Source organism: Pseudomonas allii (assembly GCF_055380095.1).
In genome coordinates this window covers 1,773,868-1,799,424 of the sequence record NZ_AP039450.1, presented here as the reverse complement: position 1 = coordinate 1,799,424, position 25,557 = coordinate 1,773,868, and the positions used below count along the sequence as shown (strand labels likewise).

The following is a 25,557-nucleotide window of genomic DNA, read 5'->3' as shown; positions in this document are numbered from 1 at the left end:
GTCAGCCTCGGTGACGTGCAAGGAAGTCCAGCAGCAGCGGGAAATACGCCTGGGGCTCCTCGTAGAAAGGCATGTGGCTGCTGTTGGGGAACACATGCAATTCGGCGTGTCGGGCCGCCATTTTCATGCGCATGGCGCAGGCCGGGGTGAGTTCGTCGTGCTGGCCGGTGGTGATCAGGATCGGCATCTTGAATTCGGCCATCTCGGGGATGCGGTTCCAGTCCTTGAGGTTGCCGATGTAGAGGAATTCGTTGGGGCCCTGCATGGTTTCGTAGGGGCCCATGTTCCAGTCGCCGAGGGAGCGCTTGACCGGTTCGGGCCATTCGTCGAGGCGGCACACGTGGCGATAATTGAGCAGGGTGATCGCCGCCTGGTACTGGGGGTGATCGAGGGTGCCCATGGCCTCGTGGCGTTGCATCATGGCCACGGTTTCACTGCCGAGGGCGCCGCGCAGGCGCTCCAGCTCCTGGGACAGGTGCGGAATGTCGCCGACGGTGTTTTCGAGGATCAGGCTTTTCAGTGCGTCGGGGTAATGGATGGCGTATTCGATACCGAGCCAGCCGCCCCAGGAATGCCCGAGCAGATGCACACGGCCCAGATCCAGGGCCTGACGCACGGTTTCGACTTCTTCGACATAACGGCGGATTTCCCACAGTGAGACATCGGTGGGTCTGGCTGATGCGCCCGTGCCAAGCTGGTCGAATGCAACCACTCGCAGGTTATGGTCCTTGAGCCAGCCATGGGCGTCGCGCAAGTAGTCACACGGCAGGCCCGGCCCGCCGTTGAGGCACAGCAGCACCTCATCGCCGTCGCCAAAGCTGTAGACCACGAGGTTATGGCCGTCGACGTGCACGTTGTACTGCTGGTCGGGGGCAATTTCACGCCACATGCATACATTCCTTGTGTAGTGTCGGCCTGGCAGGTAGCGGGCCGTATATCAGGCCAACACTACCGAGGATGCCGCGCGTCCATAACCTAGCATTTCTTATAGGTTTGGCCTGGCAGTCCTTCGCCGGGGCGTGGCATTCTACTTGCAGCAAGTCGAGATTCAAATGAAATCGGGAGCAGAACGGATGCTGGCCAAGCTGACTGCCTTAAATCACCGTCTGATGCCGGGCAGGAGCCTGGACGAGCAGATGGACAACACCTTTATCCTCGCCCAGCAACTGGGCTTCGACGCCTTGGTGTACGACTACACCCCGGTGCCGATCGACCAGGATGGTGCATTGATCACCCCTTCGGTGCTGCAACTGCGCAACACCCCGCCGGACTGGCACGCCTTGTGGTGCAGCGAAGGGTTCTACCAGATCGACCCGGTACAACATCTGGCCCTGAGCCGGGTGTCGCCGTTCGTGTGGTCCTACGACGTCAAGGCCGACACCCCGCTGCAAAAGATCATCGATCCCTGCCACGCGCCGGTTTCATCCTACCTGCATGACCAGCAATTGACCTGCGGTGTCAGTGTGCCGATCCACTTGCCCCGTGGTGGTTTTGCCTCGCTGACCGGGCTGCGTACCGGCAGTGCTCGCAACGTGCTGCAGGATGCGCAGCAGACCCTGTCGGACTTCGGCCTGATTTCCCATGCCTTGCAGGAAGCGGCCTACCCGCTGTTCAGCAAAGAGCTGCGCACTTACCCGCACATTCACCTGACCAAACGCGAACGCGAGTGCCTCAAATGGGCCGCCGACGGCATGACTGCGGCCGAAATTGCCACACAACTGAGCCGTTCCCTGGCGGTGGTCACCCTGCACCTGGCCTCGGCCATGCACAAGCTGGGGGCCAAGAACCGCGTGCAAGCGGTGGTGCGCGCCACCCATTACCGCCTGCTCGACGATTGACCGCCGGGCAAAACCTAGCTGTTTTGCTAGTTACTTAAATTTCTTTCACCCATTATCGTGTCCCCGATCCTTTTTTCAGAGCAGGGCACGAAATGGAATTCATCGAAAAAATCCGCGAAGGGTATGCGGCGTTTGGCGCCTACCAAACCTGGTACCGCGTCACCGGTGACCTCTCCAGCGGTCGCACGCCCCTCGTGGTTATCCACGGCGGCCCCGGATGCACCCACGATTACGTTGACGCGTTCAAGGATGTCGCCGCCAGCGGCCACGCCGTAATCCACTACGACCAACTGGGCAACGGCCGCTCCACTCATCTGCCCGACAAAGATCCATCCTTCTGGACCGTAGGCCTGTTTCTCGAAGAGCTGAACAACCTGCTGGACCACCTGCAGATCAGCGATAACTACGCGATCCTCGGTCAGTCCTGGGGCGGCATGCTCGGCAGTGAACACGCGATCCTGCAACCCAAGGGCCTGCGTGCGTTCATCCCGGCCAACTCGCCGACGTGCATGCGCACCTGGGTCAGCGAAGCCAACCGCCTGCGCAAATTATTGCCTGAAGGCGTGCACGAAACCCTGCTCAAGCACGAAACCGCCGGCAACTATCAGGACCCGGAATACCTCGCCGCGTCGCGGGTGTTCTATGACCATCACGTGTGCCGGGTCATCCCGTGGCCCGAGGAAGTGGCGCGCACCTTCGCCGCGGTCGATGCAGACCCGACGGTGTACCACGCCATGAGCGGCCCGACCGAGTTCCATGTGATCGGCAGTTTGAAAGACTGGAAATCCACTGGCCGCCTGTCGGCGATCAACGTACCGACCCTGGTGATCTCAGGCCGGCACGACGAGGCCACGCCGCTGGTGGTCAAGCCGTTCCTGGATGAAATCGCCGATGTGCGCTGGGCGCTGTTTGAAGACTCCAGCCACATGCCCCATGTGGAAGAACGCCAGGCGTGCATGGGGACTGTGGTGAAGTTTCTGGATGAGGTGTGTTCAGCAAAATACAAAGAGCTCAAGGCCGGCTGAATGCTCAAGCTGGATGCATTCCAATTGTGGGAGGGGGCTTGCCCCCGATGACGGTGGATCAGCTAAGTGATTGGTTGCTGACACACCGCTATCGGGGGCAAGCCCCCTCCCACATTCAGACCTCAGTGGTTTGAGGCTTTGCGGCCTTCTTCGACACTTCCGCCACCAACGGGATTTCCCTGCCCTGCGCATCAAACAACTTGCCGCCCTTGAAGTAATCCCCATCGCGCAGTTCCGACACATCGCGAAAGCACAAGCTGCGCTCGGTCCCCGCCACAAATACCGACTGCTGGTCCGAGTTACCGGCGGTGAAATGGTTGAACGCCAGGTTAAGCAGGATCGCCATGATTGCCGACGAACTGATCCCCGAGTGGAAAATGGTCGCGAACCAACTCGGGAAGTGATCATAGAAGCTCGGCGCCGCAATCGGGATCATGCCAAAACCGATGGAAGTGGCCACGATGATCAGGTTCATGTTGTTGCGGTAATCGACCTTGGACAAGGTGCGGATACCACTGGCCGCCACGGTACCGAACAGCACAATCCCGGCCCCGCCCAGCACTGAAGTGGGCACCGCCGCGATGACCCGGCCCATGAAGGGCAACAAGCCGAGGACCACCAGGAACAACCCGCCCGTCGCCACCACGAAGCGGCTCTTGACCCCGGTCACCGCCACCAGCCCGACGTTCTGGGCGAAGGCGCTTTGGGTGAACGAACCGAAGATCGGCGCAAACATACTCGACAGCATGTCGGCGCGCAGGCCGTTGCCCAGGCGTTTGGAGTCGACCTTGGTGTCGATGATTTCACCCACCGCCAGGATATCCGCCGAGGTCTCGACCAGGGTCACCATCACCACGATGCACATGGAAATGATCGCGGCCACGTGAAAGGTGGGCATCCCGAAATGGAAGGGTGTGGGGAAACCGAACATCGGCCCCTGGGTCACCCCGGAGAAGTCGGCCATGCCGAGGAACACCGCAATCACGGTGCCGATCACCATCGCCAGCAGGATCGACAGACGCGAGATGGTCGCGCTGCCGATCTTGCTCAGCAGCAACACCAGTACCAGGGTCAACGCCGCCAGGCCGATATTGGACATGCTACCGAAATCCGCAGCGCGGCTGTTGCCGCCCATGGCCCAGCGCGCCGCAACGGGCATCAGGGTCAGGCCGATGGTGGTGATCACAATGCCCGTCACCAACGGCGGGAAAAACTTGGTGATCCGCGAAAACACCGGGGTTATCAATAAACCAATAAACGACGCGGCCATCACCGCGCCGAGAATCGCCGGTACACCACCGGCGCCATCACTGCCGACAATCGCCACCATGGTTGCCACACCGGCGAACGACACGCCCTGCACCAGCGGCAACTGGCAGCCGAAAAACGGCAGGCCCAGAGTCTGCAACAGCGTGGCCAGGCCACCGGCAAACAACGAAGCGGCGATCAACAGGCCGATATCCGCCGGCGACAAACCCGCCGCCTGGCCGACGATCAACGGTACCGCGACGATGCCGCCGTACATGGTGAGCACATGTTGCAGGCCGTAAGCCATGTTGGCGGCGACGCCGAGATTCTCATCTTCTGGCCGCTGCGGTGACGCCTTCGGGATAGTCATGGTGAGGGGTTCTCTGTTTTTGTTGTGCGGCCACTGTATGCAATGTTTGGACTGTATGTCCATAGAGTTGTATACAATCAATCGAACAAGTTACCCTCCATCGGCGTTACAAAAACAATTCGGCCGTGATGAGCTAGAACGCCAAAGGACCCATAACAATGAAAAAGGCACTACAGGGCGCAACCGTCGCACTCACCCTCCTCGGCGGCGGGGAGGCCGTCGCGGTGGAATGGATGAACAACAGCGTAGGGTTTCGCTACGGTCAGCAGTTCACCAACCCAAACAACCCCGATGAATTCAGCAAGCGCATCTACAGCTTCACCCACGCCAGCGGCTACCGGTATGGCAGCAATTTCCTAAACCTCGATGTGTTCCTGTCCGACAGCCGCGACCCGCGCAAGGGTACGGACCATGGCGGGAGTGAGGTGTATGCGGTGTACCGCCACCAGTTGTATGCATCGCGGGTGTTCGATGTGCCGCTGGGCACCGGCCTGGTCAAGGATTACGCGCTGACGTTGGGTTTCGATGCCAACCGCAACAACAACTTCGCCTCAGCGAAAAAACGCGCCCTGGTGATCGGCCCGACCTTGAAGTTCAACACCGTCGGCGTGCTGGACCTGAGCCTGCTGTACTACAAGGAAAGGAACCACACCGGCATCCCCGGCGCGCAGGAGTCGAACCACACGTTCGACGACACCTACATGCTCAACCTGACGTGGATGCGCCCGTTCGAGATCGCCAACCACGCGGCTAAATTCCAGGGATTCATCAATTATGTCGGGGAAAAAGGCGAGGACTATCACGGCCGCGACACCGCGCCAGAAGCCCTGATGCGCACCGCGCTGATGGTGGCGGTGCGACCGGGCAAAAGCGTCAAGCCGAACCTGTACCTGGGAGTGGGTTACGAGTATTGGCATAACAAGTTCGGCGTGGATGGCGGCCGGGGCAGCCGCACATCAACGCCGACGGTGAACCTGGAAGTAACGTTCTAACTGAAGAAACCCAATCAAACTGTGGGAGGGGGCTTGCTCCCGATAGCAATCGGTCAGCCAGCACATCGAGTACTGACACTCCGCCATCGGGAGCAAGCCCCCTCCCACATTTTTCAGCGTATTGTCAGTTCAAGCGCTGGCCAGTTCCGAATTTTCCGCCTTGGGTCGCGCCAGCCAGTACCCCAACACGGCCAACGGCGCGGTCGCCAACATCACGATCACAGTAATCAGCAGTGGCTCATCGATCATCGATGACACCAACAAGCTGCTGAGAAAGCACAGGCCCAATTGCAGCGTATTTTGCAGCGCCGCCGCCTTGCCGGAGTTTTGCGCAAACGGCATCAGCGCATTCGCCACGACGATGGGGTAACTTGCACCGTTGCACAGCGCCATCAGGCAGAACGGAATCAGCAAGGTGGTAAGGCTCGGCACGGTCAAGGTCGCGACCAGGTACAACGCCACCATGCTGATGCAATACGCCAGCAGCAGCCACGGCAACAGCGTCTTGCCCTGGAAGTGCTGCAAGGCGCTGCGGCAGCTGTAACCGCCGACCAGGAACGCCAAAGTGGGGAGCACGTAGCTCAGGCCGATGTCATTCGGGCTGTAGCCCATGCCGCCCAGGATGAAGGGCGACGCCGTCAGCCAGGCGAAGAAACTGGCCGAGCACGCGGCAAAAATCATGACATTGCCGGTGAACACGCGAGATGTCAGTAACTGTCCATAACCCAGGCGCGAAGGTTCGCCCTTTGCTTCCTGAGGTTCCTGCGCAGTGCGCAGGAACAACGTCGGCAACAGCAACAATAACGACACCCCCAGCAGTACGCCGAAGATCGCCTGCCAGCCGAAGTGATTCAGCACCATCGCGCCCAACAGCGGCGCTAAAGCCGGCGACAACGACATCAGCGGCATGATGCTGGCGAACACGCGGTGAGCCTTGTCGGCTGGGTAGCGGTCGATCACCAGCGCCTGCCAGCTGACGGCGGCGGCGCACACGCCAATGGCCTGGATAAAACGCAATGCCAGCAGTTGCGGTGCGGTTTCTACCCAGAACATGCCCGCACAACCGAGCACAAACAGGCTCAACCCGGCGAGCAGGATCGGCTTGCGCCCCAGGCGGTCGGACAACGGCCCCCACAACAACTGCCCGACCGCAAAGCCGGCGAGGAAAATACTCAAGCTGGCGCCCACTGCACCGGCGCCAATCTGCAATTGCTCGCCCATGGCGCCGAACGCCGGCAAATACATGTCCATGGCGAGATAACCGAGCATGCTCAGCCCCGCCAGATACCAAGTGAAACCAAAAGAATTTTTCATTGAAGCCTTGTTAATCCTGCCATCAAACTATTTGCTGACTGCCGCCCATTATGAAGCTGACAGTTTTGGTGTGAAGCGATAATAATTGGACATTTCTATCAATAAATTTGAAGGCAGCCCTTATGTGGTCTGAATATTCGCTGGACGTTGTCGATGCAGTAGCGCGACATGGCAGCTTCAGCGCCGCTGCCCAGGAACTGCACCGGGTGCCGTCGGCCATCAGCTATACGGTGCGCCAGATCGAGGAATGGCTGGCGGTGCCGTTGTTTGTGCGGCGCCACCGGGACGTCGAGCTCACGCCAGCCGGCCGGCTGTTTATCGACGAAGCCCGCGGCGTGATGAAAAAAATGCTCGGCACCCGACGCCTTTGCCAGCAAGTGGCCAACGGCTGGAGTGGCCAGTTGAAGGTGGCGGTGGATTCCATCGTCAAACCCCAGCGCTGCCGGCAGTTGGTCATTGATTTCTATCGGCAGTTTCCTGAAGTCGAGCTGTTGCTGGAGTACGAGGTGTACAACGGCGTGTGGGATGCCCTGGCGGATGAGCGCACCGACATTGTGATCGGCGCCACCAGCGCGGTGCCGGTGGCCAGCCGCTTCACCTTTCGCGACATGGGTTTGTTGAATTGGCTGTGTGTGGTCAGCGCGCGCCACCCGCTGGCCAGCGTCGAAGGCTTGCTGAGTGACGATCAACTGCGGCCCTTCGCCTCGTTGTGCATGACCGACACCTCCCGCAACCTGCCCAAGCGCGACACCTGGACCCTGGATAACCAGCGTCGGCTGGTGGTACCGAACTGGTCATCGGCCCTCGATTGCCTGCGTGACGGCCTGTGCGTCGGCATGGCGCCGGCGCATCAGGTGCTGCCGTGGATCGAACGCGGGGAATTGGTGGCGCTGCAATTGAGCCGGCCGTTTCCGGCCAGCCCGTCATGTGTGGCGTGGGCACAGGACAAGCTGTCCCCGGCCATGGCCTGGTTGCTGGAGTATTTGGGCGATACCGAAACCCTGAACCAGGAATGGCTCAATGGGCCTGATCCAGTAACCGGGTAATGGCCCGCACGATCATCTCGACCTCCTTGGCATCCAGGGTCAGCGGCGGCAGCAGCCGAATGATCTTACCCCGCGTCACGTTGATCAACAGGCCGTGTTCCTGGGCCGCGCGCTGGGCCAGGTCACGATAAGGACTCGCCAGCTCGATCCCGATCATCAACCCCTGCCCCCGAATCGCCAGGACGTGCGGGTGCTCACCCAATTCCACCCGCAACCGCGCCAGCAAGCGCTCGCCCTGTTGCGCCGCGTTCTGCAGCAAGCCTTGTTCTTCGATGATGTCCAGCACCGTGCAGCCGACCCGACAAGCCAACGGGTTGCCGCCGAAGGTGCTGCCGTGACTGCCCGGCGTGAACAGCTCGGCCACACCAGCCCGCGCCAGGCAGGCGCCGATGGGTACGCCGTTGCCGAGGCCCTTGGCCAGGGTCATCACATCCGGGACGATGCCTTCATGCTGGAAAGCAAACCAGGCGCCGGTGCGGCCAATGCCGGTCTGGATTTCATCGAGCATCATCAGCCAGCCATGGCGGGTGCAGTGATCACGCAGGGCTTTCAGGTAGCCCGGCGGTGCCGGCAGTACGCCGCTTTCACCCTGGATCGGTTCCAGCAGGACTGCGGCGATACGCGCACCAAACGTCTGGGTGATGGCTTCAAGCGCAGCCAGATCGCCAAAGCCCACCTTGAGAAAGTCCCCCGGCAACCGCTGGAAACCCAGGCGTACCGAAGGCCCATCACTGGCAGCCATGGTGCCGAGCGTACGGCCATGAAAGGCGTTTTCCATCACCACCACCAACGGCTCTTCAATACCCTTTTTCCAGCCATGCAGCCGCGCCAGTTTCAGCGCGGTTTCGTTGGCTTCGGCGCCAGAGTTGTTGAAGAACGCCCGGTCCAGGCCAGACAGTTGGGCCAGGCGCTGGGCCAGCCGTTGTTGCCAGTCGATGCTGTAGAGGTTGGAGGTGTGCAGCAACAGCCCGGCCTGTTCGCTGATGGCCGTCACTAACCTGGGGTGCGAGTGGCCGACATTGGTCACCGCCACACCGGCCACCGCATCAAGGTATTCGCGGCCCTGCTGGTCCCACAGGCGCGTGCCCAGGCCGCGGGTAAAGCTCAGGGCCAGGGGTTGGTAGGTGGTCATCAAGCAGGCGGCGGTCATGGTGCGGGCTCCAGTGCATCGTTGGGATGGCTTCAGTATCGTTAGCCACCTGAGCTGGACAAACTGCACATTCCTGCAATAACTTTAAATCAGGACTTGATAATGGACCTGTTCCAAGCGATGTCGGTGTATGTGAAAGTGGTCGAGGCTGGCAGCATGACGGCGGCGGCCCACGCCTGCGGGATGTCGACCACCATGGTCGGCAACCACCTGCGCGCGCTGGAGCAACGCCTGGGTGTCAGCCTGCTCAAGCGCACCACGCGCAAACAGAGCCTCACGGAATTCGGTGGGCAGTATTACCAGCGCTGCCTGGAAGTGCTGGGCTTGGTGGCTGACTCCGAACAGCTTGCCGAGCTCGCAAACAGTGACATCCCCAAAGGCACCCTGCGTATCACTGCCCCGCCCGTATTCGGCACCGAACGCCTTACACCGGCCTTGAGCGAGTTTTCCCGGCGCTACCCGCTGATCAACCTGTACGTGGTGCTGAGCAACGAGCGGATGGATTTGGTCGACAGCGGCTTCGACGTGGCGATACGTCTGGGCGAACTGGAAACATCGAGCCTGATCGCCCGGCCAATGCAGGACTACACCCTCACCCTCTGCGCGTCACCTGCGTACCTGGCGCGACGCGGCACGCCTTCGAAACCCGAGGACCTCAGGCAGCATGACTGCCTGGCGTTCGCCTACCCGGCCAATGACAATTGGCGCGACACCGAAAAACTCTGGCGCATGACCGACGATAGCGGCGAGGTGGAAGTGCCGGTGTCCGGCTCATTGACCATCAACAGCTCGCAAGGCTTGCGCCAGGCGGCCGTCAACGGCATGGGTATCATCATGCTGGCAGATGCCCTGGTACAACCGGACCTGGAAAGCGGCAAACTGGTGGCCTTGTTGACCACCTATCGACTGCCCAGCCGCCCCATGCATCTGCTCTACGGCCAGGACCGTTATCGCCTGCCCAAGCTACGCGCCTTCGTGGATTTCGCCATGGAAAAGTGGGCGCGCTAGAAGCCCACGCCCAACTCACGCAACTGCGCGGCCGTGCGCGCGGCAGACACATGGTGAATGCCCTGCCAACCGAGGGCGATGGCTGCTTCGATATTGCCGGCCACGTCATCGATAAACACCACTTCAGAGGGCTGGATATCCGGCAACTGGGCCCGTACCTGGCTGAGGCTGGCGTGGTAGATCGCGGCGTCCGGCTTGATCAGTTTCAACTCGCCGGACACCACGATGTCGCGAAAGCACCGCAGGAACGGGTAGTTGGCCCGCGCATAGGGAAACGTCTCAGCCGACCAGTTGGTAAGCCCGAACAACGGCATATTGGCTCGGTGCAATGCTTCGAGGATCGCCACGCCCTCCGGCAACGGCCCTCGCAGCATCTCGTGCCAACGGTCGTAATAGGATTGAATCAAGCGCTCATGATGCGGGTATTGTTCGATCAGGCTGCGGGTGCCATCGGCCAGGGAGCGACCGGCGTCCTGCTCGGTGTTCCAGGCCTGCGTGCAGATGTTATCGAGGAACCATTGCCGCTCATGCTCGTCGGCAATCAGCTTGCGGTACAGGTGCTGCGGGCTCCAGTCGAACAGGACACCGCCGAAATCAAAAACCACTGCACGAATCGTCATCAGATCCTCCGTTAGCCTGAATGTGATAGCGGCTGGAGTCTGGCATATCGGCGCGATCGGGCGCTGCTCAAAAATGTGTAAGGGGGTTCTGAAGGCAGCCTTTTTCACCGGCCATAAAAAACGGCCCCGAAGGGCCGTCTTTTCAAACCGGATCACTCACGCCTGAATCAGGCCGTTGATCTTAACGGTCGGATTCACGTCAGCCTCGTAGTCCACGCCGTCGATTTCAAAGCCGAACAAACGCAGGAACTCCGCCTTGTAGCCGGCGAAATCGCTGATCTCGTTGACGTTTTCGTCGGTGACCTGGTTCCACAGGGCCGCCACGGCGTCCTGGACTTTCGGTTCCAGTTCGGCCAGGTCGGCACGCAGGCGGCCGTCGGCGTCGAGCTTCGGCTCTTTGCCGTACAGGCTGTCCTTGAACAGGCCATAGACCTGCTCGATGCAACCTTCGTGGGTGCCCTGTTCTTTCATCACTTTGAACAGCAGCGACAGGTACAGCGGCATGATCGGGATAGCGGAGCTGGCCTGGGTGACCACGGCCTTGAGCACCGACACACGGGCGTCGCCCTTGAGCGCGGCGAGGTTGTCGCGCAGGGTCAGGACTTTCTTGTCGAGGTCTTTCTTGGCTTCGCCGATGGAGCCGTTCCAGTAGATGTCCTGGGTCAGCTTCTCGCCAAGGTAGGTGAACGCAGTGGTCTTGGCGCCTTCGGCCAGGACGTCGGCGTCACGCAGGGCGTCGATCCACAGCTGCCAGTCTTCGCCACCCATCACTTTGACGGTGCCGTCGATTTCTTCCTGGGTCGCAGGCTCCAGGGTGGTGTCGACCACCACGCCTTTGTCGGTGTTGATGCCGCGCAGGGTCACGGCCTTGCCGATCGGCTTGAGGGTGGAGTTGTGCACCACGCCTTGCGGGTCGGTACGGCGAGGCGCGGCCAGGCTGTAGACGACCAGGTCGATCTTGCCAAGGTCTTTCTTGATGGTGTCGATGGTCAGGCGCTTGATCTCGTCGGAGAACGCGTCGCCGTTGATGCTCTTGGCGTACAGGCCTTTTTCGACGGCAAACTTCTCGAACGCGGCGCTGTTGTACCAGCCGGCGGAACTCAGCTTGCCTTCTTCGCCGTCTTTCTCAAAAAACACGCCCAGGGTGTCGGCGCCACAACCAAACGCGGCACTGATGCGCGCGGCCAGGCCGTAGCCGGTGGAAGCACCGAGGACCAGCACCTTTTTCGGGCCGCCTTCGATGACGCCGTGTTGGGTCACGTAGTCGATCTGTTCCTTGACGTTCGCTTCACAGCCAACAGGGTGAGCGGTCACACAGATGAAGCCACGAACCCGCGGTTTGATGATCATAAAATTTCTGCCTCTTCCAAGGTGCCGAAGGCCAGTGGTGGCCATTCAACTTAAATCGTACCGGTCTATGACGTCCAAAAAACCGAAGCGTCACGATAGTCGCAAATCTTCCGTTTACAAAATCCAATCCACACAGCGCCGCCGGGGTTAAAAACTGTGTAAAGCCTTCACAATTTCGCAATATTTAAAACGCCTGGCGGCGGGGGAAAGCCCTATCATAAGGAGATTGTTTCATAATGTTTCACGCCTTCACATCTAGCGATGCCCTGAGGGCTGGAACTCGTGCACCTTCCCCCGCTGGAGTTGAGCTTCATGAGTGCGAGTGTCATCCGCAAGAAAATAGTCTCGGCCGCCTGGGTCATCGGCGTGCTGCTGGTTATTTATTGCTTCCCGGTCACCACCCTGGTGTTCCTGGGCCTGGTGCTGGTGTGTGGGGTCTATGACTTTTTGCGCAATGGGCTGTACGACCGCACGACGATCAAAAAGTATTTTATCGGCAGTGGCCGCAACACCTGGCTGCTGGCCCCGTTCAACACCCTGTTCGACCTGTTGAGTTCGCCTAACCACCACGTCTACACCATGGCCGACCTGCCACCCGCCTGGCGTGAAGACCTGCAACAGGTGATCAACGATGCCATGGCCCACAAGGACGAAATCATCGGTTACCTGGATGAGCGCATGGCCGAGAAGAAACGCGGCATGTTGTTCTTCCAGTGGTACGGCCAGCCCATCGAGACCACCCTGGACATTCCGAAGCTGCGCGAGAAACTGCCGTTCGTGAAGACCATCGGTGTGTCGGTGTTCAATGAAAACCGCTCGACCTCCTTCCACTTCGGCCCGCTGCGCATGATGTTCCGCGTGCTCTACAACATGGCCCCGGCACCGCATCACGAGGGCGTCTACATCCAGGTGGGCCAGCACAAACACTACTGGCACGACGACCCGCTGTTTATCTTCGATGACACCTTGATGCACGCGTCTTTCAACAAAAACGACGCCAAGCGTTACTGCCTGTTTATCGATATCGTGCGGCCCACGCCGATCCCCCGGGTGCTCAATGCCGTAATCGCTGGGTTTGCCGGGATGGCCTTTACCCTGCGTCGGGTTTTCTACAAAAACTGGAAGCTGATTCAGTGAGTTCTGCGGCATGATGGTGCTGGACGGTATTTGCGCTCGGCCTTGCGCCTGAGGTAAATAACCGTCTCGTGCGACCGAATTCGGCGCCCATCATTCTCAAGCCATCGCGGCCCCTTGCAGGTGCGGTGGCTGCGCTTTCAAGGAATCAGAATGCCCCAACGTCAAGTCATCAATGCCTCCGTCAGCCCCAAGGGCAGCCTCGAAACCCTGTCTCAACGTGAAGTCCAGCAACTGAGCGAAGCCGGCACCGGCAGCATCTACACCCTGTTCCGCCAATGCGCCCTGGCGATCCTCAACACCGGCGCGCATATCGACAACGCCAAGACCATCCTCGACGCCTACAAGGATTTTGAAGTACGCATCCACCAGCAGGACCGCGGTGTGCGCCTTGAACTGCTGAATGCTCCGGCCGACGCCTTCGTCGATGGCGAAATGATCGCCAGCACCCGCGAGATGCTGTTCAGCGCCCTGCGCGACATCGTCTACACCGAGAACGAGCTGGACAGCCAGCGTATCGACCTGAGCAACTCCCAGGGCATCACCGACTATGTGTTCCACCTGCTGCGCAACGCGCGCACGCTGCGCCCGGGTGTCGAACCGAAGATCGTGGTGTGCTGGGGCGGGCACTCGATCAATACCGAAGAATACAAATACACCAAGAAGGTCGGCCACGAGCTGGGCCTGCGCAGCCTTGACGTGTGCACCGGTTGCGGCCCTGGCGTGATGAAAGGTCCGATGAAAGGCGCGACCATTTCCCACGCCAAGCAGCGGATTACCGGCGGGCGCTACCTGGGCCTCACCGAGCCGGGCATCATCGCGGCCGAGGCGCCGAACCCCATCGTCAACGAGCTGGTGATTTTGCCGGACATCGAGAAACGCCTGGAAGCCTTCGTGCGCGTCGGCCACGGCATCATCATCTTCCCGGGCGGTGCCGGTACAGCAGAGGAGTTCCTGTACCTGCTGGGCATCCTGATGCACCCGGACAACCGTGACCTGCCGTTCCCGGTCATCCTCACCGGGCCGAAACACGCCGCGCCGTACCTGCAACAACTGCATGCCTTCGTCGGCGCCACCTTGGGCGAAGCGGCCCAGGCGCACTACCAGATCATCATTGATGACCCGGCGGAAGTGGCACGCCAGATGACTGCCGGCCTCAAGGCGGTGAAGCAGTTCCGCCGCGAGCGCAACGACGCGTTTCATTTCAACTGGTTGTTGAAGATCGACGAAGGCTTCCAGCGCCCGTTCGACCCCACCCACGAGAACATGGCCAGCCTGCAATTGAGCCACGCCCTGCCGCCCCATGAACTCGCCGCCAACCTGCGCCGTGCGTTCTCGGGGATCGTGGCGGGTAATGTGAAGGACAAGGGCATCCGCCTGATCGAGCAGAACGGCCCGTATGAGATCCACGGCGACCCGGCCATCATGAAACCGCTGGACGAGTTGCTACAGGCCTTCGTCGCCCAGCACCGCATGAAGTTGCCGGGCGGCGCGGCGTACGTGCCGTGCTACCGCGTGGTGCAATAAGCTAGCGCTGTACCGCCACACACTTGATTTCCACCAGCAGGCCGGGGTGCGCCAGTTCGGACACCCCGATTGTGGTCCAGGCGCAATGCCCACGTGGAAACAGACGGTTTTTCACTTCACGGAAAACCGCCATGTGCTGGCGCATGTCCACATGATAAGTGGTCATGTCCACCACATCCTCGAACGTGCAACCGCCCTCTTCCAGCACCTGCCGCAGATTGTCCCAGGCCGCGACGAATTGCGCCTCGGGGTCCTCGATCACTGCCAATCCAGCCGTACGCCCGACCTGCCCGGCGCAGTACAACGTCTTGCCAACCTTGACCGCAGGCACGTAGCCGGCGCGCTCGACAATGGGGTGCATGGAGGAAGGGATGATGAGGCGGCGGTCGGTCATGGTTTGTATCTCTTTAAGCCCAGCGGGCGTGGACAGTTCGGACTAGTGTTTTACCTGTTCCAACTAACCCACACCAGATGAGCACCCTATGGACCAACGGATATTGTCCTCTGTCATTCCTTACACTAAGGTAAGGAATATCAAGATGGAGATCTACAACATGGCTATCGCTACACTGACGTCAAAAGGTCAAATCACCATTCCTGTCCAGGTCAGGACCGCCCTCGGCCTGGAAACAGGTGATCGGGTTGAATTCGTAGAAATGGAAGATGGGCAGTTTTCCATCATTGCCGCAAGCAAAACGGTGCATGACCTCAAAGGGTTGATCCGCACGCCCGCCAGGACCATCTCCATCGAAGAGATGAACCAAGCCATCGCAGCGCAGGGGGCCAAAGCCGGATGATCGGGCTGGATACCAATGTGCTGGTGCGCTACGTCACCCAGGATGATCCCGTTCAATCCGCCAAGGCATCCGAGCTGATCGAATCACTGACCACCGCCTCGCCGGGCTTTATCAGCCTGGTCTCCATTGTGGAGTTGGTGTGGGTATTGCAAAGCTGCTACCAGTCGGCCAAAAGTGATGTGGTGATAGTGCTGGAGACGCTGCTGCGCACCCGCGAATTGACCGTAGAGCACGGGGAGATCATCTGGCAGGCGCTGCGCAAGTTTGTGGCGAACAAGGCTGACTTTGCAGACTGCCTGATCGAGCGCTGCGCCCACGCCGCCGGTTGCGAATACACGGCAACCTTCGACCTCAACGCGATCAAGACCACGGGCATGAAGCGGCTGGCCTGAACCCTGGCGTTGCGGCCGCGGGCGGGCTTTGGTACAAACCGTTTTCACCTTGATCGAGAGAAAGACCGACGTGCGCACGCTTCTACTCGCCGCCCTGGCCATGGCCCCCACTCTCGCCCTGGCCGACACCATCTCCTGGCCCGATCTGCCAAAGACCTGCTTCGTCAGTGGCCGCTCCGCCACCAGTGCGGATGTGGATAACGGCTGCGCTGCCTTCCTGATCAATGTGAAAGGCCAGGCGGCGGGGACGCCGATCAAGCTGGATATTCCCCAATACGCAATGCATGTCGACGAAACCACCGGCAAGGAAACCCCGGTGATCCTCATCCAGGCGGAGGAGAACGGCGAGATCAAGGCCGTGGGCTACCGGGAACTGGGCAGCGATCAACTCGGCGCAGCGTTACTGCGGGAGGTTCGGCTCCTGGGCACCCAGAAGCCGATTTAACGCCAGTTGCCGATGAAACCAGGGCTCAGCGAACCCAGCCACCGCCTTGCCAGTGATACCCATCATTACGTTGCACCCAATGCGGATGCACATAGCGATAGCCTTCGCGTACCGGCTCCCAGTGGCCATGTACAGCCACATAACGCCCGCCGTCCCAGCGCCAGTAACCGCGCGACCAGACGTAGCCGTAGCGCACGGGCGGTTCGACTTCGATCACCTGCACCGGCGGCGGTTGTGGCGCGATGACTTCCACATACTCACGTTGCACCGGCCTGCGCTCGTGCACGACGCGCTCTTGCACACATCCGGATGCCGCGACGACCATGGCCGCCAATGCTGCATAACGTAGCCACATACAAAAAACCCTCGGGCGCGTGCGCCCAACATTGACACTGGTAAAAAATGCCCCCTTGTTGCAGCCTCGCTCCTGCTTGGCCCTGGAGTATTTTTAACAGGTGGCGTCTGTCAGGTTGCTGAACTGTTCTCACGGCCATGAAAAAGCCCGCTGACCGTTACCGGTTCAGCGGGCTTTTGCGCATCAGCCTGGCTTACAGCGCCAGATCAGACGCCGGCTTGCTCGGCTCAGCCGCAGGTTTGGCAGCCTCGGTAGCCTTGGGTGCAGCCACTTGCGGAATCACAGGCGGTGTAGGCAGTTGCAGGACTTCGGCGGTGTAGGCCCATTCCTTGGCAACCGCTTCCGGGCTGTCGTTCAGCTTGGTGCCGTAGCTCGGTACGATCTGGTGCAGTTTGGCCTGCCACTCAGGAGTCGCCACCTTGTCCTTGAACACTTTCTGCAGCACGGTCAGCATGATCGGAGCCGCAGTGGACGCGCCTGGCGATGCACCCAACAGGCCCGCGATGGTGTTGTCGGCGGAGCTGACCACTTCGGTGCCGAGTTTCAGGACGCCGCCTTGCTCCTCGTCACGCTTGATGATCTGCACGCGCTGACCGGCTTGCCACAGGCGCCAGTCAGATTGCTTGGCGTTCGGGAAGTACTCTTGCAGCGCCTTGAAGCGGTCGTCATCGGACAGCATCAGTTGGCCAGCGAGGTACTCGACCAGTGGGTATTCACGAATACCGACTTTGGTCATTGGCCAGATGTTGTGGGTGGTGGTGCTGGTCAGCAGGTCCAGGTACGAGCCTTCTTTCAGGAACTTGGTCGAGAAGGTCGCGAATGGGCCAAACAGGATCACGCGCTTGCCATCCAGCACGCGGGTGTCCAGGTGCGGAACCGACATCGGTGGCGCGCCAACCGAAGCCTTGCCGTAGGCCTTGGCCAGGTGTTGCTCGGCAACGGTTGGGTTATCGGTCACCAGGAACGAGCCGCCTACCGGGAAGCCAGCGTATTCCTTGGCTTCAGGAATGCCCGACTTCTGCAGCAGGTGCAGTGCACCGCCGCCGGCGCCGATGAACACGAACTTGGCGTCGGTTTCGGTCTTGGTGCCGTCTTTCAGGTTTTTGTAGCTCACACGCCACGAGCCGTCAGCGTTCTTGGTGATGTCCTGTACTTCGCTCGACAGTTTCAGGTCGAACTTAGGCGTGGTTTGCAAGTGAGCGACGAACTGGCGGGTGATCTCGCCGAAGTTCATGTCGGTACCCAGCGGGCTCCAGGTGGCCGCGATTTTCTGGTTCGGGTCACGCCCTTCCATCATCAGCGGAACCCACTTGGCGATCTGCGCCGGGTCTTCGGAGTACTGCATGCCAGCGAACAGCGGGCTGGCCTTCAGGGCTTCGTAGCGTTTTTTCAGGAACTTGATGTTGTCATCGCCCCACACAAAGCTCATGTGCGGTGTGGTGTTGATGAACGAACGCGGGTCCTTCAGCACACCCTGGCGGACCTGCCAGGACCAGAACTGACGGGAAATCTGGAACGCTTCGTTGATCTCGACCGCTTTCGGGATCTCAACGTTGCCGTTCTTGTCTTCCGGGGTGTAGTTCAGCTCAGCCAGGGCCGAGTGACCGGTACCGGCGTTGTTCCAGCCGTTGGAGCTTTCTTCGGCCACGCCATCCAGGCGCTCGACCATCTCCATCGACCAGCCCGGCTCCAGCTCGTTGAGCCAGACACCCAGGGTTGCACTCATGATGCCGCCGCCAATCAGCAGCACATCGACTTTCTTTGCCTCTTCCGCGTGAACGGAGCTGATCCCCAGCGACAAAGCCAGCCCCAGCAGGGCAGTGTTTACTTTTTTAAACATCAGTAGCACCTATGATAAAACGCCATCCGCCCTACTGCCCCTGATCATGGGCAACCCTCCATTACGCTGCGCCAGGCAACGCACCGCGGGGTTTGCACATTCACGAGAGGGCCGCAGGGTGGGCACACAAGGCCGACGTATCGACCTCACTGTTTATGTCCCTTCTGCGCTGACTTTTTATCATTATTGGCTTCAGCTACCTGGGCGACAGCCAACCGCTGGGACGTATACGGATGTACGTACCCAGGAGAGACTAGACCAGGACGGCGCGCAGAATATCACGGCAAAAGGCGTTTATGCGCCGTTTGGCCAATTGACAGCTCTAAATCGCGGCTTTTAACCGGTCGATGTCAAGGGTGGCAGGCGCGACCTGGGGTCACAGGCCTGGAACTCTCACGCAAACCGCTGTTCTAGACACCTTTGCCGCTGCTTGCGTAGCATCGGCGGTTCTCCTTCGTGCGCTCCATCCAACCAGAGTTACCCATGACTATCCAGCAAACACCCGGGCATGTGCTGCCCGCGCGCAGCGCCGCCAAAATGGAAGCGGCCATGGCCGTGGGCGCCTTCGCGATCGGCACCGGCGAATTCGCCATCATGGGCTTGATGCCCGACATCGCCCACAATCTGAATTTGAGTGAACCGCAAGTCGGCCACGCCATCAGCGCCTACGCCCTCGGCGTAATGGTCGGCGCCCCACTGCTGGCCATCCTCGGCGCCAAGTTGCTGCGCAAACATATGCTGCTGTTGCTGATGGGCCTGTATGCGCTGGGCAACCTCGCCACTGCCTTCACCCCGACCTTCGGCTCGCTGGTGGCCTTCCGCTTTATCAGCGGCCTGCCCCACGGCGCCTACTTCGGCATCGCCGCCGTAGTCGCCTCGAGCATGGTGCCCAACGACAAACGCGCCGGTGCCGTGGCCCGCGTGATGATGGGCCTGACCCTGGCCATGCTGCTCGGCAACCCCATCGCCACCTTCCTCGGCCAACACCTGGGCTGGCGCTCGGCTTTTGCATTGGTGAGCGTGATCGCCCTGTGCACCATCGCCCTGGTCTGGCAGTTCGTGCCGCACCGCCATGACGAACAACGCAGCGACCCGCGCAAGGAACTGCGCGCCTTCACCAAGCCTCAAGTTTGGATGGCCCTGTCCATCGGCGCGATTGGGTTTGCCGGGATGTTCTGCGTGTTCAGCTATTTGGCGCCGACCATGCTGGAAGTGACCAAAGTCTCGCCGCAGTGGATTCCCTTCGGCCTCGCCGCATTTGGGGCAGGCGGCATCATCGGCAACATCGCCGGCGGCAAATTGTTCGACCGCCTGCAATTTCGCGCCGTGGGTTGGATCATGGTGTGGTCGATGGCCGTGCTGATCTTCTTCACCATCGCCGCCAGTTCGCTGTGGAGCGTACTACTGGGCATTGGCCTGGTCGGCACCATGATCGCCATGGCGGCCCCCCTGCAAATCCGCTTGATGGACATCGCCCACGAAGCCCCGAGCCTGGCGGCGGCGTCGAACCACGCGGCGTTCAACCTGGCGAACGCGCTGGGGCCGTGGCTAGGCGGGATGGCGATTACAGCCGGGTACGGCTGGACCAGCACCGGCTATATCGGCGCCGCTACAGCGCTGATCGGCCTGGGCATCTACCTCATCGCCCGCCGCATGAAGGGCGGCCACTGACGCCACACTTCCCGATCCAATGAAGATCCAACTGTGGGAGGGGGCTTGCCCCCGATGGCAGTGGGTCAGTCAACACACTCACGACTGCCCACCACCCCATCAATCATCATGCAACAACCCCGCCCCATACTCCCCATAACTACTTCCCAGCCCACTGCCGCCGAAATTCATCTTGGCGGCTTTGCTGGGGCTATGGTCCCCAAACGCCTGGCACCCGCCTGAAAAACAAGGGTCGCTGCTCAAGCCGGAAGAACCCGACGAACAGGCACTCAACAGCAATGTGCCAGCAACCATCACGACTTTGACGAGGTTCGAAATCATGGTTTCAGTTCCCTGTGGAATGGAGGCGCTACGATCCTCTCTTGAAGAGGATCGTAGCCCTCAAAAGCGCCGGGAATGATGAAACTTTGCTGGGTGACAGGAGGGGTTCAGGTTGCCGGTTGGGCGTTCGGAGGGAGCGCTGATTTGATCGATATAAGGATTGCGTGATTTGTTAGGCAATGTGTGGTCTGAGGGGCAAGCCGAAAGAAGAGTAGGAAGGTTTCCGCGAATGCCCTTAGACCAAATCGATAAAACCATGATGCTCTGAATTAAGGTTAGTAGCTTCTGGATACACCTCGCGACGACCTGCTGATTCAAGCCAACGATCCACAGTGTAAGATGCCCACAACCATCCACCTTCGAGGTCGCCATGACTGGAATCTCCCTAAACCTGCCGGAAGACCTGTCCAACTCTCTTGCCGACTTGGCCAAAAGCAACGGCCAGACTGCGACCTACCTGGCGATGGACGTTCTTCGCGACTACATCGAGCATGAAAAAACGCTGACCGCTCAGATCGAGTTGGCCGTGAAAGAAGCCGACCAAGGCAAATTCGCCACCGACGATCAAGTGGCGGCCATACGCGCTAGGCGCTGGAGTCGGAATGCGGGTTGAGTGGCTTGAAAAAGCGCTCAAAAATCTAGAAGACGAAGCGAACTATATCGCTCTCGAAAATCCAACGGCTGCTGACGACTTCTCCGATGCCATTTTCGCCAGCGTCGACAAACTGGCTCAATTTCCCTCTATGGGTCGTGAAGGCAGGGTCAAAAACACCCGTGAATGGGCAGTCCCCAATTGGTCATATCTGATTCCGTATCGGGTACGCGGTGATCGCCTGCAAATCCTCGGCGTATTCCATACACGGCAGCGTCCACGTTCGAAGTGGTGAATGCATGAAACAGAGCTCTCGGACAGCCAAGATGCATCCCTGATAAACTGCGTGCCATTCACCTCGTTGACTCAGATCCCCAATGCCCCTACAAACCGCCCCCCTCTCCCACCGCTTCTCCGTCGCCCCTATGATGGATTGGACCGACCGCCACTGCCGCTTCTTCCTGCGCCTGCTCTCCAAACACGCGCTGCTCTACACCGAGATGGTCACCACCGGCGCGATCCTCCATGGCGACCACGACCGTTTCCTGCGCCACAACGAAGCCGAGTACCCGCTGGCCCTTCAGTTGGGCGGTAGTGTTCCGGCTGATTTGGCGGCTTGCGCGCGTATGGCCGAGGCCGCCGGTTACGATGAAGTGAACCTGAACGTCGGCTGCCCCAGCGACCGAGTGCAGAACAACATGATCGGCGCGATCCTCATGGCGCACCCAGCACTGGTGGCGGACTGCGTGAAGGCCATGCGCGATGCGGTGTCGATTCCGGTGACGGTGAAGCACCGCATCGGCATCAATGGCCGGGACAGCTACGCCGAGTTGTGTGATTTCGTCGGGACTTTGAAGGACGCGGGCTGCACCAGTTTTACCGTGCATGCGCGGATTGCGATTCTGGAGGGGCTGTCGCCGAAGGAGAATCGTGACATTCCGCCGTTGCGTTATGACGTGGCGGCGCAGTTGAAGCGGGATTTCCCAGAGCTGGAGTTCATTCTCAACGGCGGGATCAAGACGCTGGAGCAGTGCCACGAGCATTTGCAGGTGTTTGATGGGGTGATGCTGGGGCGGGAGGCTTATCACAATCCGTATTTGCTGGCGGAGGTGGATCGGCAGTTGTTTGGCAGTGAGGCGCCGGTGATCAGTCGGGCTGAGGCGCTGGTGCAGTTGCGGCCGTATATTGCGGAGCATTTGGCCAGTGGTGGTTCGATGCACCATATCACTCGGCATATTCTGGGGTTGGGCACTGGTTTTCCGGGGGCCCGCAAGTTCAGGCAGTTGTTGTCGGTGGATATTCATAAGGCGAGTGATCCGTTGGCGTTGCTGGATCAGGCTGGGGCTTTGCTGGAAGGGCGGTGAGGGCCAGTTCGGGTCCGGGGAGACTGGTCTGTCGCTATCGGGGGCAAGCCCCCTCCCACCTTTGAATTGTGGTGGTCGTTCGGTAATTGAGTTGAACCTGCCGGCGGTTTTGGCCTCCTATTCAGCACCAAGACAAAGCATTCAAACGGCCGTTTTCAGGTTGTTGCCCTCGCAAACGATCGAACGCATTTGCGCCCTTGAGCGCCTGCCGGTGCTCGGGTAATGTCATCAGACCCACAGGACAGAGCACGCCCATGACTTCCAAGCTGGAACAACTCAAGCAATTCACCACCGTTGTAGCCGATACCGGCGATTTCTCCACCCTCGCCAAGCTCAAGCCGCAGGACGCCACCACCAACCCTTCCCTGCTGCTCAAGGCCGCTTCGATCCCAGGCTACGCCAAGTTGCTGGATGAGTGCGTGCAGGACTGCAACGGCGATGTGGGCCTGGCCAGCGACCGTTTTGCGGTGGCGGTGGGTCAAGAGATTCTCAAAGTGGTGCCAGGCCGTATTTCCACTGAAGTGGACGCCCGCCTGTCGTTCGACGAAGACGCGATTCTCAAGCGTGCGCATCGCCTGATCGACCTGTATGACAAAGCCGGCGTTGGCCGTGACCGCGTGCTGATCAAGATCGCCTCCACCTGGGAAGGCATCCGCGCGGCGGAGAAGCTGGAAAAAGAAGGCATCCAGACCAACCTGACGCTGCTGTTCTCCTTCGCCCAGGCCGTGGCCTGTGCCGAAGCCGGGGTGTTCCTGATCTCGCCGTTCGTGGGCCGTATCTATGATTGGTACAAAAAAGCCAACGGCAACGACTACACCGGTGCCGAAGACCCGGGTGTGCAGTCGGTGACGCGCATTTACAACTACTACAAGGCCAATGGCTACAAGACCGTGGTGATGGGTGCGAGCTTTCGTAACCTGAGCCAGATCGAAGAGCTGGCCGGCTGTGATCGCCTGACCATCAGCCCGGACCTGCTGGAGAAGCTGGCTGCGGATGAAGGCAAGCTGGAGCGTAAGCTGTCGCCGGGGCATGCCGGTGAAGCGCGCGTGCATCTGACTGAAGCGCAGTTCCGTTGGGAGTCCAACGAGGATGCGATGGCGACTGAGAAGCTGGCGGAGGGGATTCGTCAGTTTGCTCGGGACCAGGAGAAGCTGGAGGCGTTGCTGACTGCCAAGTTGTAAGGCAGACGGCGACAAAAAGGGCGGCACCCTCGCGGGTGCCGCCCTTTTTTATGCTCAGCAGATCTGCAGCCTATCTAGATTCAATGTGGGAGGGGGCTTGCCCCCGATAGCAGTGTGTCAGGCACAGATGTTGTGATTGACCCTCAGCAATCGGGGGCAAGCCCCCTCCCACAGTTGGAATGCATTACAACCCAGGAGGTCAGTGGCGCTCGAGGGCGTTGACGAGGTCGTGGAAGGCTTCGCGGTTGGAATCGTTCAAGCCCATCAGGATCTTGTGCGCTTCCAGCACCTTGACCCGCACGATTTCTTCGGACTGGTCCTGGGACGGCAGGTCGGTCAGGCATTCCGGGCATGGGATTGGGCGGTCAACGATGTTGAACACCTGATCAAAGCCCATGGACTGCAACAGGCGGGTGATGTCTTCGTGGGTGGTGACGACAGTCGGCAACAGGCCGACCTTCTGCCGAGACAGAATGGACAACTTGGCCAACAGGCCCAAGGTGGTGCTATCGATGCTGCGGGTTTCGGTCAGATCGATCACGATCGCCGAGAAGTTCAGCGCTGTGAAGATCCGCTCAATCGTCGCATCCAGCGCCGAACACAAGGTCAGGCGCACTTCACCGACAAACTTCAGGACGAAGGTCCCGTCTTGCTCGGCGAATTGGATTCTTCCGGTACTCATCAAAGATTCCTGCTCAACACCAATAGGGCGATATCATCCGGCATCTCCCCTAGCGTGGCCAATCCAAAAACCTGCCGCAGGCCATCCAGGCTGCCGCCCGCCGACTTGACCTTTTGGGGCAAGGCGGCTTCTTTCTCTTTGAGTGTAGGCTCTGGAAGCAGGTCCAGGATGCCGTCGGACATCAGCGTCAGGCTGAAGGTCGGCGGCAGTTCCAGGATGTGGTCTTCGTAGGTGGCTTCATTGAACAAGCCCACCGGCAGACCACGCCCTTCCAGGTAACGCACACTGTCAGGAGTGTATAAAACAGGCATCGGCAGGTGACCGCCAATACTGTAGGTCAAAAGACCGGTTTCTTCATCGATCACGCCGCCGACCATCGTCACGTGCTTGCCCAGCTTGCAGCTGATCAGGCCCCGGTTGATGTGGCCCAGCACCTCGGAGGGGGTGAACTCCGGCAAGGTGCCATTGCGCTTGGATTCGAACAGCAACCGTGTGGTCATGAACTTCAACAACACGGTGACAAAAGCCGAGGAAGCACCGTGGCCAGACACATCGGCCAGATAGAATGCGACACGCCGCTCGTCGACGCGAAAATAGTCGACAAAATCACCCGACAGGTACAGCGACGGGATGATCTGGTGGGCGAACTGGAACTCGTCGATGGTCCACGGGCTGACCGGCAGCATGTTCATCTGCACCTGGCGACCGGCATTCTGGTCTTCCTGGAGCAGATTCAGGCTGGCTTCGAGTTCGCGGTTGGCGGTTTCGAGCTTTTCGCGGTAGCGCTGGTTTTCCAGCAGCAGGCGAGCCCGGTCCAGCGCACGGCGCACTGAGTGCTCCAGCACGGCCAGGTCTTCCAGGGGCTTGATCAGGTAATCGGCAGCGCCCAGGCGTAACGCCTCGACGGCATCGTTCATCACGCCAGCGCCGGATACGACAATCACTGGCGTCTGCGGGGCGAGCTCGGTCACCTGGCGAATCAGCTCCAGGCCGCCCATCTGAGGCATGCGCAAGTCGCAGATCACGAGGTCGGGCTGGTCGCGCTCGAACACCTGGAGACCCTGTTGGCCATTGCTGGCCTGCAGGACGCTGAAGCCACTGTCTTCCAAATAGGCCGCGAGGCTCGCGCGCACTACTTCGTCGTCATCGATTATCAGCAGCGTGGCACTGGTTTTTTGCATGTGGGCAAACGGCGCCAGAATTAGGTTGGCGTAGGTGGCGCGACAATGGCCGGGCTCACGTACTGGATTCGCTTTCTAGCCTCTCTGTCCTACAAAGCATTGGGATTTTTCCCA

Annotated in this window: 27 protein-coding genes; 15 read left to right on the top strand and 12 right to left on the bottom strand. The window is 60.1% G+C overall.

Translation table 11 applies throughout. The features are described 5' to 3' along the window. Nucleotide 1 precedes the first annotated feature (1 nt). Nucleotides 2–889 carry a proline iminopeptidase-family hydrolase gene (locus tag ACZ445_RS08150; protein ID WP_310862754.1) on the bottom strand — a complete coding sequence of 296 codons (888 nt, stop codon included), beginning with the start codon at nucleotides 887–889 and terminating at the stop codon, nucleotides 2–4. A 184-nt stretch (nucleotides 890–1,073) separates the two neighbouring features. Here ACZ445_RS08150 and ACZ445_RS08145 point away from each other — a divergent pair, with 184 nt between their 5' ends. Further along, on the top strand, nucleotides 1,074–1,838 hold the full coding sequence (locus ACZ445_RS08145; RefSeq protein ID WP_058424519.1) for a LuxR family transcriptional regulator: 765 nt from the start codon (nucleotides 1,074–1,076) through the stop codon (nucleotides 1,836–1,838). A gap of 92 nt (nucleotides 1,839–1,930) precedes the next feature. Beyond that, nucleotides 1,931–2,863, top strand: coding sequence for a proline iminopeptidase-family hydrolase (locus ACZ445_RS08140; protein WP_179029628.1), 933 nt, complete (start codon nucleotides 1,931–1,933; stop codon nucleotides 2,861–2,863). Between the two features lie 115 nt (nucleotides 2,864–2,978). Here the strand turns inward: ACZ445_RS08140 and ACZ445_RS08135 are convergent, their stop codons facing one another. Further along, nucleotides 2,979–4,481 (bottom strand): nucleobase:cation symporter-2 family protein, encoded by a 1,503-nt coding sequence (locus ACZ445_RS08135; protein ID WP_179029627.1) that lies wholly within the window; start codon nucleotides 4,479–4,481, stop codon nucleotides 2,979–2,981. 158 nt (nucleotides 4,482–4,639) lie between these two features. On the opposite strand from ACZ445_RS08135, the gene ACZ445_RS08130 reads away from it, so the two are divergent. After that, nucleotides 4,640–5,473: a nucleoside-binding protein gene (locus tag ACZ445_RS08130; protein WP_058424522.1), complete on the top strand. Its 834-nt coding sequence runs from the start codon at nucleotides 4,640–4,642 to the stop codon at nucleotides 5,471–5,473. A gap of 129 nt (nucleotides 5,474–5,602) precedes the next feature. Here the strand turns inward: ACZ445_RS08130 and punC are convergent, their stop codons facing one another. Beyond that, nucleotides 5,603–6,787: a purine nucleoside transporter PunC gene (punC, locus tag ACZ445_RS08125; RefSeq protein WP_058424523.1), complete on the bottom strand. Its 1,185-nt coding sequence runs from the start codon at nucleotides 6,785–6,787 to the stop codon at nucleotides 5,603–5,605. A gap of 122 nt (nucleotides 6,788–6,909) precedes the next feature. On the opposite strand from punC, the gene punR reads away from it, so the two are divergent. Beyond that, entirely contained in the window at nucleotides 6,910–7,833 is a 924-nt protein-coding gene (punR, locus tag ACZ445_RS08120) for a DNA-binding transcriptional activator PunR (protein WP_179040625.1), read from the top strand. Here punR and ACZ445_RS08115 read toward each other — a convergent pair. After that, nucleotides 7,805–8,983: an acetylornithine/succinylornithine family transaminase gene (locus tag ACZ445_RS08115; RefSeq protein WP_464705023.1), complete on the bottom strand. Its 1,179-nt coding sequence runs from the start codon at nucleotides 8,981–8,983 to the stop codon at nucleotides 7,805–7,807. The genes punR and ACZ445_RS08115 overlap by 29 nt on opposite strands. A gap of 102 nt (nucleotides 8,984–9,085) precedes the next feature. On the opposite strand from ACZ445_RS08115, the gene ACZ445_RS08110 reads away from it, so the two are divergent. After that, the gene (locus tag ACZ445_RS08110; protein WP_058424526.1) at nucleotides 9,086–9,991 is read left to right on the top strand and encodes a LysR family transcriptional regulator; all 906 of its coding nucleotides are present in this window, start codon (nucleotides 9,086–9,088) and stop codon (nucleotides 9,989–9,991) included. Here ACZ445_RS08110 and ACZ445_RS08105 read toward each other — a convergent pair. Further along, entirely contained in the window at nucleotides 9,988–10,611 is a 624-nt protein-coding gene (locus ACZ445_RS08105; RefSeq protein ID WP_058424527.1) for an HAD family hydrolase, read from the bottom strand. The two genes, ACZ445_RS08110 and ACZ445_RS08105, sit on opposite strands and share 4 nt — an antisense overlap. Nucleotides 10,612–10,767: 156 nt before the next feature. Continuing rightward, a complete protein-coding gene (fabV, locus tag ACZ445_RS08100) occupies nucleotides 10,768–11,961 on the bottom strand; it encodes an enoyl-ACP reductase FabV (protein ID WP_464705022.1) in 1,194 nt (397 codons plus the stop codon). 312 nt (nucleotides 11,962–12,273) lie between these two features. Here fabV and ACZ445_RS08095 point away from each other — a divergent pair, with 312 nt between their 5' ends. Next, a complete protein-coding gene (locus ACZ445_RS08095) occupies nucleotides 12,274–13,098 on the top strand; it encodes an aspartyl/asparaginyl beta-hydroxylase domain-containing protein (RefSeq protein WP_058424529.1) in 825 nt (274 codons plus the stop codon). A 150-nt stretch (nucleotides 13,099–13,248) separates the two neighbouring features. Further along, nucleotides 13,249–14,622: a nucleotide 5'-monophosphate nucleosidase PpnN gene (gene ppnN, locus ACZ445_RS08090; RefSeq protein ID WP_025856956.1), complete on the top strand. Its 1,374-nt coding sequence runs from the start codon at nucleotides 13,249–13,251 to the stop codon at nucleotides 14,620–14,622. A 1-nt stretch (nucleotide 14,623) separates the two neighbouring features. On the opposite strand, the gene ACZ445_RS08085 is transcribed toward ppnN, so the two are convergent. Then, nucleotides 14,624–15,016 (bottom strand): RidA family protein, encoded by a 393-nt coding sequence (locus tag ACZ445_RS08085; protein WP_310862749.1) that lies wholly within the window; start codon nucleotides 15,014–15,016, stop codon nucleotides 14,624–14,626. Nucleotides 15,017–15,161: 145 nt separating this feature from the next. On the opposite strand from ACZ445_RS08085, the gene ACZ445_RS08080 reads away from it, so the two are divergent. From ACZ445_RS08080 to ACZ445_RS08070, 3 genes are all read left to right on the top strand, one after another. Then, a complete protein-coding gene (locus ACZ445_RS08080) occupies nucleotides 15,162–15,419 on the top strand; it encodes an AbrB/MazE/SpoVT family DNA-binding domain-containing protein (RefSeq protein WP_058424556.1) in 258 nt (85 codons plus the stop codon). Further along, nucleotides 15,416–15,811: a PIN domain-containing protein gene (locus ACZ445_RS08075; protein ID WP_058424531.1), complete on the top strand. Its 396-nt coding sequence runs from the start codon at nucleotides 15,416–15,418 to the stop codon at nucleotides 15,809–15,811. The genes ACZ445_RS08080 and ACZ445_RS08075 overlap by 4 nt, the downstream gene beginning before the upstream one ends. Before the next feature lie 70 nt (nucleotides 15,812–15,881). Next, complete coding sequence (locus tag ACZ445_RS08070; protein ID WP_235594947.1) at nucleotides 15,882–16,256, top strand: hypothetical protein; 375 nt, start codon at nucleotides 15,882–15,884, stop codon at nucleotides 16,254–16,256. Between the two features lie 25 nt (nucleotides 16,257–16,281). On the opposite strand, the gene ACZ445_RS08065 is transcribed toward ACZ445_RS08070, so the two are convergent. Together ACZ445_RS08065 and mqo are read right to left on the bottom strand one after the other, a co-directional pair. Then, nucleotides 16,282–16,611 carry a YXWGXW repeat-containing protein gene (locus ACZ445_RS08065; protein WP_058424532.1) on the bottom strand — a complete coding sequence of 110 codons (330 nt, stop codon included), beginning with the start codon at nucleotides 16,609–16,611 and terminating at the stop codon, nucleotides 16,282–16,284. Nucleotides 16,612–16,804: 193 nt separating this feature from the next. Then, complete coding sequence (gene mqo / locus ACZ445_RS08060) at nucleotides 16,805–18,451, bottom strand: malate dehydrogenase (quinone) (RefSeq protein WP_058424533.1); 1,647 nt, start codon at nucleotides 18,449–18,451, stop codon at nucleotides 16,805–16,807. Between the two features lie 483 nt (nucleotides 18,452–18,934). Here mqo and ACZ445_RS08055 point away from each other — a divergent pair, with 483 nt between their 5' ends. Continuing rightward, a complete protein-coding gene (locus ACZ445_RS08055; RefSeq protein ID WP_058424534.1) occupies nucleotides 18,935–20,122 on the top strand; it encodes an MFS transporter in 1,188 nt (395 codons plus the stop codon). Between the two features lie 99 nt (nucleotides 20,123–20,221). On the opposite strand, the gene ACZ445_RS08050 is transcribed toward ACZ445_RS08055, so the two are convergent. Beyond that, nucleotides 20,222–20,443 carry a hypothetical protein gene (locus tag ACZ445_RS08050; protein WP_464708195.1) on the bottom strand — a complete coding sequence of 74 codons (222 nt, stop codon included), beginning with the start codon at nucleotides 20,441–20,443 and terminating at the stop codon, nucleotides 20,222–20,224. A gap of 370 nt (nucleotides 20,444–20,813) precedes the next feature. Between ACZ445_RS08050 and ACZ445_RS08045 the strand changes: the two genes are divergently transcribed. From ACZ445_RS08045 to tal, 4 genes are all read left to right on the top strand, one after another. Then, a complete protein-coding gene (locus tag ACZ445_RS08045) occupies nucleotides 20,814–21,056 on the top strand; it encodes a CopG family ribbon-helix-helix protein (RefSeq protein ID WP_310862748.1) in 243 nt (80 codons plus the stop codon). After that, nucleotides 21,046–21,330 carry a type II toxin-antitoxin system RelE/ParE family toxin gene (locus ACZ445_RS08040; RefSeq protein WP_310862747.1) on the top strand — a complete coding sequence of 95 codons (285 nt, stop codon included), beginning with the start codon at nucleotides 21,046–21,048 and terminating at the stop codon, nucleotides 21,328–21,330. Before ACZ445_RS08045 ends, ACZ445_RS08040 begins: the two co-directional genes overlap by 11 nt. Before the next feature lie 82 nt (nucleotides 21,331–21,412). Next, nucleotides 21,413–22,399, top strand: coding sequence for a tRNA dihydrouridine(20/20a) synthase DusA (gene dusA / locus ACZ445_RS08035; RefSeq protein ID WP_464708194.1), 987 nt, complete (start codon nucleotides 21,413–21,415; stop codon nucleotides 22,397–22,399). A 254-nt stretch (nucleotides 22,400–22,653) separates the two neighbouring features. Continuing rightward, the gene (gene tal, locus ACZ445_RS08030; protein WP_058424539.1) at nucleotides 22,654–23,580 is read left to right on the top strand and encodes a transaldolase; all 927 of its coding nucleotides are present in this window, start codon (nucleotides 22,654–22,656) and stop codon (nucleotides 23,578–23,580) included. A 199-nt stretch (nucleotides 23,581–23,779) separates the two neighbouring features. Here the strand turns inward: tal and rssC are convergent, their stop codons facing one another. Further along, on the bottom strand, nucleotides 23,780–24,262 hold the full coding sequence (rssC, locus tag ACZ445_RS08025; RefSeq protein WP_058424540.1) for an anti-sigma factor antagonist RssC: 483 nt from the start codon (nucleotides 24,260–24,262) through the stop codon (nucleotides 23,780–23,782). Then, nucleotides 24,262–25,443, bottom strand: coding sequence for a two-component system response regulator RssB (rssB, locus tag ACZ445_RS08020; protein ID WP_058424541.1), 1,182 nt, complete (start codon nucleotides 25,441–25,443; stop codon nucleotides 24,262–24,264). The genes rssC and rssB overlap by 1 nt, the downstream gene beginning before the upstream one ends. Nucleotides 25,444–25,557 lie beyond the last annotated feature (114 nt).

Excerpts from the sequence above, each read along its gene's own strand:
- ACZ445_RS08150 (WP_310862754.1), bottom strand. The coding sequence starts at position 889 with ATGTGGCGTGAAATTGCCCCCGACCAGCAGTACAACGTGCACGTCGAC.
- ACZ445_RS08145 (WP_058424519.1), top strand. The coding sequence starts at position 1,074 with ATGCTGGCCAAGCTGACTGCCTTAAATCACCGTCTGATGCCGGGCAGG.
- ACZ445_RS08140 (WP_179029628.1), top strand. The coding sequence starts at position 1,931 with ATGGAATTCATCGAAAAAATCCGCGAAGGGTATGCGGCGTTTGGCGCC.
- ACZ445_RS08135 (WP_179029627.1), bottom strand. The coding sequence starts at position 4,481 with ATGACTATCCCGAAGGCGTCACCGCAGCGGCCAGAAGATGAGAATCTC.
- ACZ445_RS08130 (WP_058424522.1), top strand. The coding sequence starts at position 4,640 with ATGAAAAAGGCACTACAGGGCGCAACCGTCGCACTCACCCTCCTCGGC.
- punC (WP_058424523.1), bottom strand. The coding sequence starts at position 6,787 with ATGAAAAATTCTTTTGGTTTCACTTGGTATCTGGCGGGGCTGAGCATG.
- punR (WP_179040625.1), top strand. The coding sequence starts at position 6,910 with ATGTGGTCTGAATATTCGCTGGACGTTGTCGATGCAGTAGCGCGACAT.
- ACZ445_RS08115 (WP_464705023.1), bottom strand. The coding sequence starts at position 8,983 with ATGACCGCCGCCTGCTTGATGACCACCTACCAACCCCTGGCCCTGAGC.
- ACZ445_RS08110 (WP_058424526.1), top strand. The coding sequence starts at position 9,086 with ATGGACCTGTTCCAAGCGATGTCGGTGTATGTGAAAGTGGTCGAGGCT.
- ACZ445_RS08105 (WP_058424527.1), bottom strand. The coding sequence starts at position 10,611 with ATGACGATTCGTGCAGTGGTTTTTGATTTCGGCGGTGTCCTGTTCGAC.
- fabV (WP_464705022.1), bottom strand. The coding sequence starts at position 11,961 with ATGATCATCAAACCGCGGGTTCGTGGCTTCATCTGTGTGACCGCTCAC.
- ACZ445_RS08095 (WP_058424529.1), top strand. The coding sequence starts at position 12,274 with ATGAGTGCGAGTGTCATCCGCAAGAAAATAGTCTCGGCCGCCTGGGTC.
- ppnN (WP_025856956.1), top strand. The coding sequence starts at position 13,249 with ATGCCCCAACGTCAAGTCATCAATGCCTCCGTCAGCCCCAAGGGCAGC.
- ACZ445_RS08085 (WP_310862749.1), bottom strand. The coding sequence starts at position 15,016 with ATGACCGACCGCCGCCTCATCATCCCTTCCTCCATGCACCCCATTGTC.
- ACZ445_RS08080 (WP_058424556.1), top strand. The coding sequence starts at position 15,162 with ATGGAGATCTACAACATGGCTATCGCTACACTGACGTCAAAAGGTCAA.
- ACZ445_RS08075 (WP_058424531.1), top strand. The coding sequence starts at position 15,416 with ATGATCGGGCTGGATACCAATGTGCTGGTGCGCTACGTCACCCAGGAT.
- ACZ445_RS08065 (WP_058424532.1), bottom strand. The coding sequence starts at position 16,611 with ATGTGGCTACGTTATGCAGCATTGGCGGCCATGGTCGTCGCGGCATCC.
- mqo (WP_058424533.1), bottom strand. The coding sequence starts at position 18,451 with ATGTTTAAAAAAGTAAACACTGCCCTGCTGGGGCTGGCTTTGTCGCTG.
- ACZ445_RS08055 (WP_058424534.1), top strand. The coding sequence starts at position 18,935 with ATGACTATCCAGCAAACACCCGGGCATGTGCTGCCCGCGCGCAGCGCC.
- ACZ445_RS08050 (WP_464708195.1), bottom strand. The coding sequence starts at position 20,443 with ATGATTTCGAACCTCGTCAAAGTCGTGATGGTTGCTGGCACATTGCTG.
- ACZ445_RS08045 (WP_310862748.1), top strand. The coding sequence starts at position 20,814 with ATGACTGGAATCTCCCTAAACCTGCCGGAAGACCTGTCCAACTCTCTT.
- ACZ445_RS08040 (WP_310862747.1), top strand. The coding sequence starts at position 21,046 with ATGCGGGTTGAGTGGCTTGAAAAAGCGCTCAAAAATCTAGAAGACGAA.
- dusA (WP_464708194.1), top strand. The coding sequence starts at position 21,413 with ATGCCCCTACAAACCGCCCCCCTCTCCCACCGCTTCTCCGTCGCCCCT.
- tal (WP_058424539.1), top strand. The coding sequence starts at position 22,654 with ATGACTTCCAAGCTGGAACAACTCAAGCAATTCACCACCGTTGTAGCC.
- rssC (WP_058424540.1), bottom strand. The coding sequence starts at position 24,262 with ATGAGTACCGGAAGAATCCAATTCGCCGAGCAAGACGGGACCTTCGTC.
- rssB (WP_058424541.1), bottom strand. The coding sequence starts at position 25,443 with ATGCAAAAAACCAGTGCCACGCTGCTGATAATCGATGACGACGAAGTA.